Source organism: Acinetobacter lwoffii (assembly GCF_024129115.1).
GTDB lineage: Bacteria > Pseudomonadota > Gammaproteobacteria > Pseudomonadales > Moraxellaceae > Acinetobacter > Acinetobacter lwoffii_T.
The window spans coordinates 1-15,470 of record NZ_JAMXXO010000012.1 but is presented as its reverse complement, the minus strand read 5'-3'; the positions used below and the strand labels follow the sequence as shown (position 1 = coordinate 15,470).

Here is a 15,470-nt window from a genome sequence, read left to right as displayed (position 1 = left end):
CATTTTTTCGATCTTTGTAAGGAGCCATCATGGCCGTTCAGCAAAACCGTAAAAGTCGCTCTCGCCGTGACATGCGCCGTTCACATGACGCTTTAACCGAGAATGCATTAACTGTAGACCAAGCTACTGGCGAGACTCACCGTCGTCACCACGTATCTAAAGATGGTATCTACCGTGGTCGTCAATTATTCGCTAAAGCATCTGCTGAATAATTGGTGATGTATTAAGCGTCAAGCTTAGTAGAAAAAATGGGAGCATTTAGCTCCCTTTTTTTTGTCTTTGATTTTTAGGCGTATCGGTTTTTTGTTGTATTTGGCAATTACCGCCAGCAAAATTACATGCTAAATTGCGCTCCACAATGATTTAGGTGGTCTTATTGGTCAGTCTTCTTGTTAGGATTGAAGAAGCACACCTCTTGAATGAAAGGATTTTATTATGTCTGCTACACCACTCGAACAAGCAGCGCCCGTAACTAAAACTGCATTTGTGTTTCCGGGTCAGGGCTCACAAAAAGCTGGTATGCTGGCTGAGCTTGCAGAACAGTTTGCGAGTATTCGCGAGACATTTGCAGAAGCATCTGAAGCCGTCGGTTTTGATCTGTGGCAGATTGCGCAAACTGGCGAAGGTCTGGATCAAACCGAATTTACCCAGCCGGTATTGCTGACTGCAAGTATTGCCTTATGGCGCGTGTGGTTGGAATCTGGCGGTGTAGCACCGAAATATCTTGCAGGCCATTCACTGGGTGAATACAGCGCACTGGTTGCATCAGGTGCTTTAAGCCTGGGTGATGCTGCGAAGCTAGTGAACTTGCGTGGCAAACTCATGCAGACTGCTGTACCTCAGGGTGTGGGTGCGATGGCTGCCATTTTGGGTCTGGACGATGCCAAAGTGATTGAGCTGTGTGCACAAGCAACTGCAGCAGGAGAAGGTTCTGTCGAAGCGGCGAACTACAATGCGCAAGGGCAGGTAGTTGTTGCGGGCAATAAAGATCGCGTTGAAGCAGTGATGGCATTGGCCAAAGAAAACGGCGGAAAAGCCATTGCATTGCCAGTATCGGTTCCATCGCATTGTTCATTGATGAAACCTGCTGCTGAACAGTTTGCTCCGGCATTGGAACAAACCGCCATTGAGCTGCCACGCATTCCTGTATTACAAAATGTAGGCGCGCAAGCGGCAACCAATGTAGATGAATTGCGTCAGGCGTTGACCGCGCAACTTTATGAGTCAGTACAATGGACCAAAACCTTACAATACCTTCAAGATGAAGGCATTGAGTACATCGTAGAATGTGGTCCGGGTAATGTATTGACCAACTTGGCGAAACGCTTGCCGAATATTCAAAAAGCACTTCCACTGGACAGTCAATCCCGTCTGGAAGATGCATTAAACACCGTATTGGCGGCAGAAGGGAAAAGTGCATGACACAGGAACGTAAAGTTGCTCTGGTAACAGGTGCAAGTCGTGGTATTGGTGCTGCGATCGCACAACAGTTGATTCAAGACGGTTATTTTGTCATAGGTACTGCAACGTCTGAAGCAGGTGCGGAAAAATTATCTGCACAGTTTGCTGAAAATGGTGCTGGAAGAGTACTAGATGTACGTGACGGTGCAGCGATTAATGGGCTGGTAACGGACATCGAACAGAACTATGGTCCAGTCCTTGCGTTGGTCAATAATGCGGGTATTACCAAAGACAATTTGCTGCTGCGTATGTCTGAAGATGACTGGGATGATATTTTAAATATTCACCTGAAAGCAGTTTACCGTTTGTCTAAGCGTGTACTCAAAGGCATGACCAAGGCGCGTTTCGGTCGCATTATCAACATCAGTTCTGTGGTGGCACACTTTGCCAACCCGGGCCAGGCCAACTATTCTGCTGCCAAAGCAGGTATTGAAGCATTTAGCCGTAGCCTTGCCAAAGAAATGGGTAGCCGTCAGATTACCGTAAACTCGGTAGCACCAGGTTTTATTGCGACTGAAATGACTGAGCAGTTAAGCGAAGAAACTCGTAAAAAAATGACTGAACAGGTGGCGTTAAACCGTTTAGGTGATCCGCAGGATATCGCAAATGCCGTAAGTTTCCTGGCTTCAGATAAAGCCAGTTACATTACTGGTACAGTTATGCATGTAAATGGGGGCTTATACATGAGCTAAGCTCAAGTATAAACTTTCCAAATTTTTTAGATTCAATTAAACTAACGGCATTAAAAACGCCACAAGCAATGAGGAGAATTCCTGTGAGCGATATCGAACAACGTGTTAAGCAAGCAGTTGCAGAACAACTTGGTATCAAAATCGAAGAGATTAAAAACGAAGCGTCTTTCATGGATGACTTAGGTGCAGATTCTCTAGATCTAGTTGAACTTGTTATGTCTTTCGAAAATGATTTCGACATCACGATTCCTGATGAAGATTCTAACGAAATCACAACTGTTCAATCTGCAATTGACTACGTTTCTAAGAAACTAGGTTAATCGCCGATTTCAGCTTTGCTGAACATAAAAACCACCCTCGAGGTGGTTTTTTTGTGTCTGCCTTTCACATGAATGGAGGTTTTACAATCCATTACCTTTCTGTCACCAATGACTAACTATCTCTATAGAGTTTTCATTATAAAAATAAGAGTGATGTGACATTAACAACAAGAATGGAGTCCGCTATGGGTCTTTTTGATTTTGTAAAAGGTATCGGTAAGAAGAATACAGCTGCTGCGGAACCACAGGCTGCACCTACAACGACAACGCCAGCTGCAGCACAACCTGCAGAGCCTTCTGCTCAGGAAGTGGCAAATAAATTACTCGGCCATGTGAAAAGTCTGGGCCTTCCAATCACTGGTTTATCCATCAGTTATAACTCAGCCTCCGATCTGGCGACGGTCAGAGGTCAGGTACAAAGTCAGGCCGATCGTGAAAAGATTGTTCTGGCCGTGGGTAATATTGATCATGTCGCCAAAGTGGATGATCAGCTTACAGTGAGCAGTCCTGAGCCGGAAAGTAAGTTCTACACAGTGAAATCAGGTGACAGCTTGTCAAAAATTTCAAAAGAATTTTATGGTGATGCCAATCAGTATAATAAAATTTTTGAAGCCAACCGTCCGTTGCTCAAAGATGCAGATGATATTTTCCCGGGACAGGTGCTACGCATTCCTGCTTAAGGTTTAATAAGTCCAATCAATATTCGATCTCAAAGCCCCGTTTGGGGCTTTGTTGTTTTTGTCCGTAGCTTTAAAAAGCCATCATTACTAAATACCCAAGTCCAGATATAAACTTTCTTTGACTTCTTCCATCACCACATAGCTGTGCGAGGAGGCAGAGGCGGGTAGTTTTTTCAGTAAATCTCCCAGTAAACGGCGATAAGCACTCATTTCTTTTAAACGTGCTTTGACCAGATAATCAAAATCACCGGAAATTAAATGGCATTCCAGGACTTCCGGGATTTCGGTTAGGTTACGTGCCACCTGATCAAAGACATCACCTGATTTGGCGGAGAGTTTAATTTCCAGAAAAACCAGCAGGTTGCGCTCCAGCATTTCCGGATTTAAACGGGCGTAATAGCCCATGATGATGCCTTCACGCTCTAGCCGTTTTACCCGCTCTGAACAGGGTGTGGTCGATAGATTGACGCGTGCTGCAAGTTCGCTAATGGCAATCCGGCCATCGCGTTGCAGGATATCCAGAATCATGCGGTCAATGCGGTCTAATTTGCGCATCAATATTTCCCTCTTTTTTTTAATTCTGCCCGAAAAAATATTTATTCCACTGAATATACAGTCTGAATATAGTGAATTTAACTATTAAAGCAAAAATATACTAGTGAAATAAACTGAAAAGATGTTTGAGGGTTAAGGTAATGCGCGTATTAGTTTTGGGTAGTGGTGTGATTGGTGTGGCAAGCGCTTACTATCTGGCGCAGCAGGGAGCAACTGTGACTGTGCTGGATCGTCAGGCAGGTCCGGCGCAAGAAACCAGCTTCGGTAATGCCGGGCAGATTTCTCCAGGATACTCGACCCCTTGGGCTGCACCAGGTATTCCGTTTAAGGCAGTCAAATGGATGTTTCAGCATCATGCACCGTTGGCGATTAATGTCGATGGCAGCTTGTGGCAATTGCAGTGGATGGCACAAATGCTGAAAAACTGTAATGCGCAGCATTATGCAGTCAATAAAGAACGGATGGTGCGTGTGGCTGAATATAGCCGTGACTGTTTGCGTAATTTGCGCCGTGATATTGGCATCTCTTATGAAAACCGTTCAAAAGGCACTTTGCAGATTTTCCGTAAAGATGCGCAGCTGGATGCGGTTCAGCGCGATATCGAGGTTCTGAAAGAAACTGGAGTTGAATTTGAACTGTTGGACCGCGATGGGCTGGCGCGTGTAGAACCAGCATTGGCACAGGCAAAAGACAAACTGGTGGGTGGTCTGCATTTACCGAATGATGAAACAGGTGACTGCTATCTGTTTACCAATGCCCTAGCAGAACATGCCAAAGGGATGGGTGTAGAGTTCAAGTTCAATCAAAACGTTGAAAAACTGATTGTAGAAGGTGATCAGATCAAAGGTGTTCTGGTGAATGGTCAGGTGCTCACGGCAGATAAATATGTGCTGGCCTTTGGTAGTTATTCACGTGATTTCCTTAAACCGCTTGAACTGAATTTACCGGTATATCCGGTGAAAGGTTATTCATTGACCATTCCTATTCTAGATTCAGCCTTCGCTCCGCAATCTACCGTGCTGGATGAAACCTATAAAATTGCGATTACCCGTTTTGACCAGCGTATTCGCGTCGGTGGTATGGCAGAACTGAGTGGTTTTAACCTGGGTCTGAATGAAGATCGTCGCGGCACGCTGGAAATGGTGACCCGTGATTTATTCCCAGGGGGTGACATGAATCAGGCCAGCTTCTGGACAGGCCTGCGTCCAATGACCCCGGACAGTACGCCAATTATTGGAAAAACCCGTTTTAAAAATCTGTTCCTGAATACCGGACATGGCACGCTGGGCTGGACCATGGCTTGTGGTTCAGGAAAATTAATCAGCGATCTGGTCTTGGCCCGTGATCCTGAAATCAGCACCGAAGGTCTGTCATTGGCGCGCTATCACCAAGCGGCCTAAGGCCATCTGAGGCGGAATATTCAAGGAGGAATGTATGCCACGTCCCATTACTGCGATCATTCATCAACAGGCGCTTGCGCATAATTTAAGTGTGGCGCGCCAATATATGCCCAATAGTCAGGTATTTGCCGTGGTCAAGGCCAATGCCTATGGGCACGGGATTGAACGGGTCTATGCGGCACTTCAAGGTGCGGACGGTTTTGCCTTTCTGGATATTGAAGAGGGTAAACGACTGCGTGCGCTGGGATGCAAGAAGCCGTTGCTATTGCTCGAAGGTATTTTTGCTCTAGCGGATTTATTTGAATGTGCGAAGAATGAAATGAGCTTTGCCATTCATTCCCGGCATCAAGTGCAATGGCTAAAACAGTTTGCTGAAATAGCACCGGATGCACATTTTGATGTGTTCTTGAAAATGAACAGCGGCATGAACCGTCTGGGTTTCGAGCCGCAGCAATATGCAGAGATCTGGCAGGAACTGCATCAGCTGAATAATGTGCGTTCAATCACGCATATGACCCATTTCTCCGATGCGGATGGTCAGCGTTTTGGGCAGGACGGAATTCAGCATCAAAACCTGATTTTTCGCCAGACCATTCAGGGACTTGAGAGTAAAACCTCACTCAGCAATAGTGCAGCCATTCTGCGGCATCATCAAACCCTTCATTCCGATATTGTACGTAGCGGCATCATGCTGTATGGCAGTTCACCAGATTATCCAACACACACGATTCAAGACTGGAATCTGCAACCGAGCATGAGCTTACGCAGTGAAATTATCGCCATTCAAATGATCCAGTCAGGTCAGAGCATTGGCTATGGTTCCAAATTTATTGCCACACAGGATATGCGGATCGGCATTGTGGCCTGTGGCTATGCCGATGGCTATCAACGTCTATCGGCGACCGGTACGCCTGTGCTGGTCGATTCAATGAAAACACACACATTGGGTCGGGTCAGTATGGATATGCTGGCCGTAGATCTGACTGCACTACCGCAGACGAATGTCGGTAGTGAAGTGGTACTTTGGGGGCAATCTTCCCAAGGTGTGGTTTTGCCGATTGATGACGTGGCGGCCAGTTCAGGTACCATCGGCTATGAGCTGATGTGTGCAGTGACCGCTCGGGTTCATTTCCAGATTGACGCTTAAATTTTTAATTTAAATTTTATTTCAATATCCCAAACAAGGAAGATCAGCATGACACAGGACAATACAGCCATTCAGCGACTCAACAGCAATCAAATCATGAGTGCGGTGACGATTCATCATCAAACCGTCTATCTATCAGGTCAGGTGCCAAATAGCACGGATCTGGATGTACGCGGACAAACACTGGAAGTCTTTGCAAAAATTGAGGAATTGCTCGCATTGGCCAATACTGATAAAAGCCAGCTGCTTTCTGCACAACTGTTCGTGAAAAATCTGGATGATTTTCAAACTGTGAATCAGCTTTGGGTAGAGTGGTTACAAGGTCATGGCACGCCGGCACGTGCCACGATTCAGGCAGATTTGGTTAATCCGGACTGGCTGATTGAAATTGCAGTCATTGCAGCTCGAGCTTAATTTAATTTTTAATGTTGAAATCTCCCCTGCAATCATTTAAGTCGTTTTAGTGCAGTAAATCTCACTGAACATCGCAGTAAAAAGTATGAAAATGTCATAATAAGCGTTCGAGGACTGAACGTTGTAAATTCAGCTTGATGCTGTTGTAAAGATTAAAAAGGATGTAAAAATGAAAACCACCCCGGGCACAGAAGACGTAAAATCGTCGCCGCATGAGTTGCAACGAAAACTCTCTAACCGACATTTGCAGTTAATCGCCATTGGTGGCTGTATCGGTACTGGCCTGTTTATGGGATCGGGAAAGACCATCTCTCTGGCAGGTCCTTCAATTTTGATCATTTATATGATCATTGGTGGCATGTTCTTCTTCCTGATGCGTGCGTTGGGTGAAATGCTGTTGTCTAATCTGCATTACAAATCCTTTATTGATATGGCCCATGACCTAATCGGGCCGGGTGCTGGCTATTATATTGGCTGGTCGTACTGGCTGGGTTGGGTACTGGTAGGGATTGCCGATCTCGCGGCGATTATTAACTATCTGAGTTTCTGGCTGCCCGAAGGCATGGTCTTTACTCCGATGGGGCAGGCCATGATTAGTGTGGGTTGTGTGCTGTTTATTCTCGCGATTAATCTGGTGACGGTAAAACTGTTTGGTGAGATTGAATTCTGGTTTGCACTGATCAAGATTTTAGCTATTCTCGGTTTGATCTTTGTCGGTGGTTATATGGTGTTTAGCGGTTTTCAGGCACCGAGTGGCGCCGTCGCCAGCTTTAGTAATGTCTGGGCACATGGTGGTTTATTTCCCAAAGGCTTTACCGGTTTTCTGGCAGGCTTCCAGATTGCCATGTTTGCCTTTGTCGGGGTGGAACTGCTCGGCACCATGGCGGCAGAAACCAAAGATCCGGAAAAGAACTTACCCAAAGCGGTCAACGCTATTCCTACGCGGATCATTCTGTTCTATGTATTGTCATTGCTGATGATCATGTCGGTCACACCGTGGCATCTGATTCCTGCGGATCAAAGTCCTTTTGTGAGTTTGTTCCTGTATGCCGGTATTCCAACTTCAGCCATTATCATGAACCTGGTGGTGTTGTCGTCAGTGATGTCCTCTATGAACAGTGGCGTATTCTCGACCAGCCGTATGTTGTTTGGTCTGGCACGTGACGGACAAGCACCTCAAGCTTTGGCGCGGTTATCTAGCAGAGCTGTACCAGCCACAGGGTTATTTTTCTCCTGTGCTTTTATTATGTTGGGGGCAGCATTTCAGTATTTTGTGCCAAACACCATGGAAGCCTTTACTCTGGCAAGTTCGCTGTGTGTGATCCTGTTTATTAGTATCTGGAGCATCATTATGGTGTGCTACATCCGTTACCGTAAGCAGCAACCGCAAAAGCATGCCGCCTCGACCTTTAAAATGCCGGGTGGAGTGTGGATGTCTTATGTGATATTGGCATTCCTGTTATTCGCCTTGATTATTTTAAGTCTGGAACCCGATACCTTAAAGGCTCTGATGATCAGTCCTTTATGGTTGATTATTCTGGCAGTGACCTATCGTCTGCTGTATAAGCCACGTATGCGTCAGCGTGGTAATCCTTAAATATTCAGACATAAAAAATCCCCGACTGATCGGGGATTTTTTGATTGCGCAGGTGAATTAGAAAGTAGGTTTAACTACCACTAAAATCACCACGGCAAATAAGATCAGGGTTGGCATCTCATTAAAATAACGCCAAAACTTGTGTGACTTGTAATGTGCATTATCAATCAGCTTCTTGCGGTAATAACCACACACTAGATGGTAAATCACCAATAAACCGACCAGGCCGACTTTAAGGTAAAACCATAAGGCTTCATGATAGTGACGCGTTGCATCACCCCAATCCACCAAAAAGTGCGCCGTAATCAAGGTAGCCAACATGGCTGGCCACATGATGCCACGGTACAGCTTACGTTCCATGACTTCAAAGCGTTGATGACTGACGGCATCTTCGCTCATGGCATGGTAAACATACAGCCGTGGCAAGTAGAACAAAGCCGCGAACCAGCAAACCACTGCAATAATATGTAATGCTTTTACCCACAAGAAAGCATCAGAAGGAGCATCCATCAAGTCACCCTAAATTGGGCAGCTTAGCCTTCCCATTTTTTGAAAATGAGACAAGCATTTACGCCGCCGAAACCGAAACTGTTACTCATCACAGTATTCAATTTTGCGTCACGTTTTTCAAGCACGATATCAAACGGTTTCGCGCCTTCATCTAGCTCGGTCACGTTGATGTTTGGAGCAATAAAGTCATTTTGCATCATCAGAACCGAATAAATCGCTTCCTGAACACCAGCAGCACCCAGACTGTGACCCGTCATTGACTTGGTTGAGCTTAATGGAGGAACCTGACCTTCACCGAAAGCACGTTCCATTGCTTTAAGTTCTGTGATGTCACCCGCTGGAGTAGAAGTACCATGTGTATTTACATAGTCAATTTTATCGACACCGTGTTGTTTGGCTTCTTCTAAAGCCATCAGTACGCAACGTGTTGCACCTTCACCAGATGGTGCAACCATATCAGCACCATCACTGTTTGCAGCATAACCAACCACTTCAGCTAAGATATTTGCGCCACGCGCTTGCGCATGTTCCAAAGACTCAAGGATCACAAAACCACCACCACCGGCAATCACGAAACCGTCACGGTCTGCAGAATAAGGGCGTGATGCTGTTTCAGGGCTGTCATTGTATTTAGAGCAAAGTGCGCCCATCGCATCAAACAACAAGCTTTGTGACCAGTGATCTTCTTCACCGCCACCTGCCAGCATTAAATCTTGTTTACCGAGTTGAATCAGGTTGTAGGCATAACCGATGGCATCGGCAGAGGTTGCACATGCACTGGTAATGGTATGCGCCACGCCTTGTAATTTGAATGCAACGCCAACGTTAGCCGTAATGGTGTTAGTCATATTACGTGGTACAAAGAAAGGACCGACTTTACGCGCACCTTTGGTTTGCAATAATTCGTTCATTTCAATAACAGAAGCAGTTGAACCGCCACCTGAACCACCCGCGATACCATAGCGTGGGTTGCCAGCTAGATCTTCAACCTTTAAACCTGCATGTTCAACTGCAGCAAGAGCTGAGTTGTACGCATACATTGCACATACGCCCATAAAGCGTTTCAGTTTGCGGTCGATCCCGTCGAAATCCTGCTCGGCTGCAGCACTGACATGACTTTTGAAATTGAGTTCAGCATAAGTCGGATTAAAACGTGTTCCTGAAATCCCGTTTTGTAAAGAATGGTTTACATCCTCTAATGTATTACCAATACATGAGTTAATACCCATGCCAGTGATGACAACACGTTTCATCTACAGATCCTTATAGTTTGCTCTATGCCCAGCGGCAGATATCTGGGTTTTAAAATCGCCCAATCCAGCGCCTAGCCTTATTTCATGATGGGGAACATGATAGCAGAAAGACTTTTGAAATCTTATGGCAAATGTTATGCCGTGTGACAGTCGGTTGAGTTTGTGAGTCGGCGTGTTGGGGTTTTACTAAATGAAACAGAATAAAGTTGAGATAAATGCTGACTACACCTAGTATTTATACCAAATACAAGCACATGAATGCTGAGGTAAAAAATGGTAAATGCTAATAATAAACAATCTAATGGTCTGATTTCGAATGCCTTTGGAGTGGCGAAAAAGTTCAGTTCAACCGGATTGGATTTATTGAATCATGTTGCGCCGGATTCGGTGACTAAAGCGCTGAAGCCTTCTAACTCCGATCAGGTGATTGATGGTTCGGCGAAGACGAAAAGCGCTTTTTCAGCTAAAAAATATGATAATCCTCAGCAAATGCTTCGCGAGCATCTTCCAAATGTATCGCGCCAACTTCTCGGACGCCGTTTTAATACCGTGAATAATGTCGCGCATTTTGTCTCTCCCGATCTGACCGAAAAAGTGTCTAACTACTTTTATGACCGTCTGAATCAATTCAGTAATCAAACCAGTTCGGTGGATGCCATCCTGAGTGAAGCGGGAGCGAAAGATTTAGAGGAATTGACTCAGGACGTCGATCGATCCAAGCGAATTTCACAGGCTTTAGGTGAACAAAACAAATGGATTGCAACGGTGCAGGGTGCAGTAAGTGGTGCTTCAGGAATGCTTGGCACCGCGATTGATATTCCCGCTTCTTTACTGATGGCATTGCGTACCATCTATCAAGTCGGTCGCTCTTATGGTTTTGACCTGAGCAAAGAAGATGATCAAGAAATCGTCCAGCATATCTTTAGACAGATCGACCTGAGCCTGATTGCGGAAAAACAGACCTTATTATTAGGTTTAAAAGCTTTAAGTAATACACTTAAAACTCATGATATCTCGCAGTTACAAGCCATGCTAGGTTCTGATAATGATGTCAGCGCCATCAAGCAATGGTTAAGTCGTCATGAGGGAGAGGCTAAATGGGAATGGATGAATCATCTGCCAAAAATTTCGATTCTGGAGCGATTAACCAAACTGACGCCTCTGGCGAGTGCTGGTATTGGTGCTGTATATAGCCATCGTTTTGTCGAGGATGTAAATCAGAAAGCTCAGGAAGCATTCTCGCATGCACGCCAATACCTGATTCAGCATCAGGATTCGCAATTGTCTCCTTATGCTGCCTATGAAAAAGCAGTCAGTTTGTTGCAACAGGCAACTCCGAAACTCCTAAATGGTGTCTCTCACGAAGTTGAGCTTCCGAAAGATAAGCCGATCATGGATAAAGATATTGCGATTGAGGGAAATAACACGATTACCCAAGTCAAGCTGGTCAAAAAAGAGCAGAATGATCTGAGTTCTGAAGAAGCAGAAGTGAAGAAAGATGAAAAGGTGAGTGAAGGGCTGGAGGCGCTCAACGATGAGTTGGTTGAACCTGCAGCAGATAAGCAGTCGCAACAACCGGCTTTAACCAAAACTTCATTTGATCCGGAAATCGAAGCTGAACTGCATCCAGAAGCTGCTGACGAGGCGGAAGCTGCTACAGAGACTTCACAGCAGGGTGCAGAGGATCAAGAAAACTCGGAAACTAAATCTGAAGCTCAAGACGTGACCAAAAAAGCTGGTAAAAATTCAAAAAAATAAGCGAATTTTGAAGGTAAATAAAAGCAAGCAAATGTCGTGAGAAACGGCATTTGCTTGGCTTGAGTAGGTTGACCAATTTTGCATCTTGAATTACAATTGCATGCCCTCAAAAAGTAGTAGTTTTTTGGGGCTTTTTATTAACGGGAGAATTGCCAAATGGCAACAACAAATCAGTTGATCCGCAAGGGTCGTACGACTTTAGTTGAAAAATCTAAAGTTCCTGCGTTGAAGGCTTGTCCACAGCGCCGTGGTGTTTGTACACGTGTTTACACAACTACACCTAAAAAACCTAACTCAGCAATGCGTAAAGTTTGCCGTGTTCGCTTAACTTCAGGTTTCGAAGTTTCTAGCTACATCGGTGGTGAAGGCCATAACCTACAAGAGCACAGTGTTGTTCTTATCCGTGGTGGTCGTGTTAAAGACTTACCAGGTGTACGTTACCATACCGTTCGTGGTTCTTTAGACTGTGCTGGTGTTAAAGATCGTAACCAGTCTCGTTCTAAATACGGTACTAAACGTCCTAAGAAATAATTCGTTAAGAATTAAATTTTAAGAACGTAGAACCGCAATCCTTTATCGTCTCGCTTGTCTGATTTCTGCATTAATTTTGTGAAAATTCCAAGCGACGTATAGTAAGGCCAGCGAGTAGTACATGACACTTTGTACTCATGCTGGATAAACCTGAAGTGTCATCTTTATAGGTAGTTTAAAATGCCAAGACGTCGCGTAGTCGCTGCTCGTGAAATCCTTCCGGATCCTAAGTTCAGCAGCCAAACAATCGCTAAATTCATGAACCACGTAATGCAAGATGGTAAAAAATCTATTGCTGAAAGTATCGTTTACGGTGCTTTAGACCGCGTTCAAGAAAAATCTAAAGTAGACCCAGTTGAATTTTTCGAGACTACTCTTGAAAAAGTTCGTCCTATGGTCGAAGTAAAAGCACGCCGTGTTGGTGGTGCTACATACCAAGTTCCTATGGAAGTACGCCCATCCCGTCGTACTGCTCTAGCGATGCGTTGGTTAGTAGATGCTGCTGCTAAGCGTTCTGAAAAAACTATGGCTTTACGTCTTGCTGGCGAGTTGCTTGATGCATCTGAAGGCAAAGGCGCTGCGGTTAAGAAACGTGAAGATGTGCACCGTATGGCTGAAGCCAACAAAGCCTTCTCTCACTACCGTTTCTAAGCAGATAAAACAGGCCCTATTCAGGAGGGTGACAAGACCGTCATGGTTTTGTCACCAAAGCGCTTTAAGTTGCTATGCAGCTTAAAGCGTCCTGTTTTAAACAACAAAATTTAGGAATGCTAGAAATCATGGCACGTCAAACCCCAATTTCTCGTTACCGTAACATTGGTATTTCTGCGCACATCGACGCAGGTAAGACAACCACTTCTGAACGTATTTTGTTCTACACAGGTGAGAGCCATAAGCTTGGTGAAACTCACGAAGGTTCGGCAACTACGGACTGGATGGAACAAGAGCAAGAACGCGGTATTACTATTACTTCAGCAGCTGTAACATGCTTCTGGAAAGGTATGGGTAACCAGTTCGAACAACACCGTATTAACGTAATTGACACCCCGGGACACGTTGACTTCACGATCGAAGTTGAGCGTTCTATGCGTGTTCTTGACGGTGCGTGCATGGTTTACTGTGCTGTAGGTGGTGTTCAGCCGCAGTCAGAAACTGTATGGCGTCAAGCAAATAAATATAAAGTTCCACGTATTGCGTTCGTTAATAAAATGGACCGTACTGGCGCGAACTTCTTCCGTGCAGTTGAACAAGTTAAAACACGTCTTGGCGGTAATCCAGTGCCAATCGTTGTTCCAATTGGTGCAGAAGAAAACTTCCAGGGTGTTGTTGACCTAATCGAAATGAAAGCGATTATCTGGGATGAAGCATCTCAAGGTATGAAGTTCGAATATGGCGAAATCCCTGCTGAATTGCTTGAGCTAGCTCAAGAATGGCGTACTAACATGGTTGAAGCTGCTGCAGAAGCATCAGAAGAACTCATGGACAAATACCTAGAAGGCGAAGAGCTGACTAAAGAAGAAATCGTTGGCGGTATCCGTAAGCGTACATTAGCGAACGAAATCCAACCAATGCTTTGTGGTTCAGCATTCAAGAACAAAGGTGTTCAACGTATGTTGGACGCAGTAATTGAATTCTTGCCAGCACCGACTGACGTTGAAGCGATCAAGGGTATCCTTGATGACAAAGCTGAGTCTGAAGGTTCTCGTGAAGCATCTGACGAAGCACCGTTTGCTGCGTTAGCATTCAAAATCATGAACGACAAATTCGTTGGTAACTTAACGTTCGTACGTGTTTATTCTGGTGTTCTTAAAGCGGGTAGCCCGTGTTATAACCCAGTAAAAATGAAGCGTGAGCGTGTTGGCCGTATCGTACAGATGCACGCAAACGATCGTCATGACATCGAAGAAATTCGTGCGGGCGACATCGCGGCATGTGTAGGTCTTAAAGACACGACTACTGGTGATACATTATGTGATGAAAACCACATCATTACACTAGAGCGTATGGAATTCCCAGAGCCAGTAATTGCACTTGCAGTTGAGCCTAAAACTAAAGCTGACCAAGAAAAAATGTCAGTTGCTTTAGGTCGCTTGGCGAAAGAAGATCCATCATTCCGCGTTCGTACAGACGAAGAATCTGGTCAAACGATTATTGCTGGTATGGGTGAGCTTCACCTTGACATCATTGTTGACCGTATGAAGCGTGAATTCGGTGTTGAAGCGAACATTGGTAAGCCAATGGTTTCTTACCGTGAAACGATCAAAAAGTCTGTTGAGCAAGAAGGTAAATTCGTACGTCAAACAGGTGGTAAAGGTAAATTCGGTCACGTATACGTACGTTTAGAACCGATGGATCCTGAATCTGAAAAAGATTACGAATTCGTTGAAGAAGTTGTAGGTGGTGTTGTACCTAAAGAATTCTTCGGCGCGGTTGACAAAGGTATTCAAGAACGTATGAAGAATGGCGTTTTGGCTGGCTACCCAGTGGTTGGCATTAAAGCGACATTGTTCGACGGTTCTTACCATGACGTCGACTCTGACGAATTGTCGTTCAAAATGGCGGGTTCTTATGCCTTCCGTGATGGTTTCATGAAAGCGGATCCTATCCTTCTTGAACCGATCATGAAAGTTGAAGTAGAAACTCCAGAAGACTACATGGGCGATATCATGGGTGACTTAAACCGTCGTCGTGGTATGGTTCAGGGTATGGACGATCTTCCTGGTGGTACTAAAGCCATTCGTGCTGAAGTTCCATTGGCTGAGATGTTTGGTTACGCAACTCATATGCGTTCTATGTCTCAAGGTCGTGCGACTTACTCTATGGAATTTGCTAAATATGCTGAAACTCCACGTAACGTGGCTGAAGGCATCATTTCTAAGTTCCAATCTGGCGGTAAAAAAGGTGACGACGAGTAATCTTTCGATTACTATAAGCCCAAACTAATTCATAGTTAAACCCAAGTGCTCATGCAGTGATCCTGCATGAGTAGTTTAAAAAGGAAGATCTCATGGCTAAGGCTAAGTTTGAACGTAATAAGCCACACGTTAACGTGGGCACAATTGGTCACGTTGACCATGGTAAAACAACTTTAACAGCTGCAATTGCAACTGTATGTGCGAAGAAATTCGGTGGCGAAGCGAAAGACTACGCTG

At 45.0% G+C, this 15,470-nt stretch carries 17 protein-coding genes; 14 read left to right on the top strand and 3 right to left on the bottom strand.

All coding sequences use genetic code 11. The features are described from left to right. The first annotated feature begins 29 nt into the window (after window positions 1-29). The 5 genes from rpmF to lysM all read left to right on the top strand — a co-directional run bounded on the left by rpmF (window position 30) and on the right by lysM (window position 3,153). Window positions 30-212, top strand: coding sequence for a 50S ribosomal protein L32 (rpmF, locus tag NI470_RS10000; protein ID WP_004279227.1), 183 nt, complete (start codon window positions 30-32; stop codon window positions 210-212). A gap of 223 nt (window positions 213-435) precedes the next feature. Then, window positions 436-1,422, top strand: coding sequence for an ACP S-malonyltransferase (fabD, locus tag NI470_RS09995; protein WP_004279228.1), 987 nt, complete (start codon window positions 436-438; stop codon window positions 1,420-1,422). Next, on the top strand, window positions 1,419-2,153 hold the full coding sequence (fabG, locus tag NI470_RS09990) for a 3-oxoacyl-ACP reductase FabG (RefSeq protein WP_253148330.1): 735 nt from the start codon (window positions 1,419-1,421) through the stop codon (window positions 2,151-2,153). Before fabD ends, fabG begins: the two co-directional genes overlap by 4 nt. Window positions 2,154-2,236: 83 nt before the next feature. Further along, window positions 2,237-2,473: an acyl carrier protein gene (acpP, locus tag NI470_RS09985; protein ID WP_004646101.1), complete on the top strand. Its 237-nt coding sequence runs from the start codon at window positions 2,237-2,239 to the stop codon at window positions 2,471-2,473. 185 nt (window positions 2,474-2,658) lie between these two features. Beyond that, window positions 2,659-3,153: a peptidoglycan-binding protein LysM gene (gene lysM, locus NI470_RS09980; protein ID WP_004279231.1), complete on the top strand. Its 495-nt coding sequence runs from the start codon at window positions 2,659-2,661 to the stop codon at window positions 3,151-3,153. An 87-nt stretch (window positions 3,154-3,240) separates the two neighbouring features. Here lysM and NI470_RS09975 read toward each other — a convergent pair whose 3' ends face one another. After that, complete coding sequence (locus NI470_RS09975; protein ID WP_004646102.1) at window positions 3,241-3,708, bottom strand: Lrp/AsnC ligand binding domain-containing protein; 468 nt, start codon at window positions 3,706-3,708, stop codon at window positions 3,241-3,243. A 140-nt stretch (window positions 3,709-3,848) separates the two neighbouring features. On the opposite strand from NI470_RS09975, the gene NI470_RS09970 reads away from it, so the two are divergent. The 4 genes from NI470_RS09970 (at window position 3,849) to NI470_RS09955 (ending at window position 8,266) form a co-directional block, all read left to right on the top strand. Next, window positions 3,849-5,108, top strand: a complete 1,260-nt coding sequence (locus NI470_RS09970; protein ID WP_253148331.1) for a D-amino acid dehydrogenase — start codon at window positions 3,849-3,851, stop codon at window positions 5,106-5,108. Between the two features lie 34 nt (window positions 5,109-5,142). After that, window positions 5,143-6,255, top strand: a complete 1,113-nt coding sequence (gene alr / locus NI470_RS09965; protein WP_253148332.1) for an alanine racemase — start codon at window positions 5,143-5,145, stop codon at window positions 6,253-6,255. Window positions 6,256-6,303: 48 nt separating this feature from the next. Continuing rightward, a complete protein-coding gene (locus NI470_RS09960; RefSeq protein ID WP_253148333.1) occupies window positions 6,304-6,669 on the top strand; it encodes a RidA family protein in 366 nt (121 codons plus the stop codon). A 169-nt stretch (window positions 6,670-6,838) separates the two neighbouring features. Beyond that, the gene (locus NI470_RS09955; protein WP_253148334.1) at window positions 6,839-8,266 is read left to right on the top strand and encodes an amino acid permease; all 1,428 of its coding nucleotides are present in this window, start codon (window positions 6,839-6,841) and stop codon (window positions 8,264-8,266) included. A 57-nt stretch (window positions 8,267-8,323) separates the two neighbouring features. Here the strand turns inward: NI470_RS09955 and NI470_RS09950 are convergent, their stop codons facing one another. Both NI470_RS09950 and NI470_RS09945 read right to left on the bottom strand, forming a co-directional pair. Beyond that, entirely contained in the window at window positions 8,324-8,776 is a 453-nt protein-coding gene (locus NI470_RS09950) for a CopD family protein (protein ID WP_004279237.1), read from the bottom strand. A gap of 23 nt (window positions 8,777-8,799) precedes the next feature. Next, a complete protein-coding gene (locus tag NI470_RS09945) occupies window positions 8,800-10,029 on the bottom strand; it encodes a beta-ketoacyl synthase N-terminal-like domain-containing protein (RefSeq protein ID WP_004730606.1) in 1,230 nt (409 codons plus the stop codon). Window positions 10,030-10,302: 273 nt separating this feature from the next. Between NI470_RS09945 and NI470_RS09940 the strand changes: the two genes are divergently transcribed. The 5 genes from NI470_RS09940 to NI470_RS09920 all read left to right on the top strand — a co-directional run. Then, complete coding sequence (locus tag NI470_RS09940; RefSeq protein ID WP_253148335.1) at window positions 10,303-11,787, top strand: EcsC family protein; 1,485 nt, start codon at window positions 10,303-10,305, stop codon at window positions 11,785-11,787. Between the two features lie 156 nt (window positions 11,788-11,943). Then, entirely contained in the window at window positions 11,944-12,318 is a 375-nt protein-coding gene (gene rpsL / locus NI470_RS09935; protein ID WP_002050319.1) for a 30S ribosomal protein S12, read from the top strand. A gap of 180 nt (window positions 12,319-12,498) precedes the next feature. Continuing rightward, window positions 12,499-12,969, top strand: coding sequence for a 30S ribosomal protein S7 (rpsG, locus tag NI470_RS09930; RefSeq protein WP_004279240.1), 471 nt, complete (start codon window positions 12,499-12,501; stop codon window positions 12,967-12,969). Window positions 12,970-13,097: 128 nt separating this feature from the next. Continuing rightward, window positions 13,098-15,233 carry an elongation factor G gene (fusA, locus tag NI470_RS09925; protein ID WP_005251123.1) on the top strand — a complete coding sequence of 712 codons (2,136 nt, stop codon included), beginning with the start codon at window positions 13,098-13,100 and terminating at the stop codon, window positions 15,231-15,233. Between the two features lie 92 nt (window positions 15,234-15,325). Continuing rightward, window positions 15,326-15,470, top strand: a 145-nt coding sequence (locus NI470_RS09920; protein WP_248604099.1) for a GTP-binding protein, incomplete at its 3' end; no start/stop codon positions are given.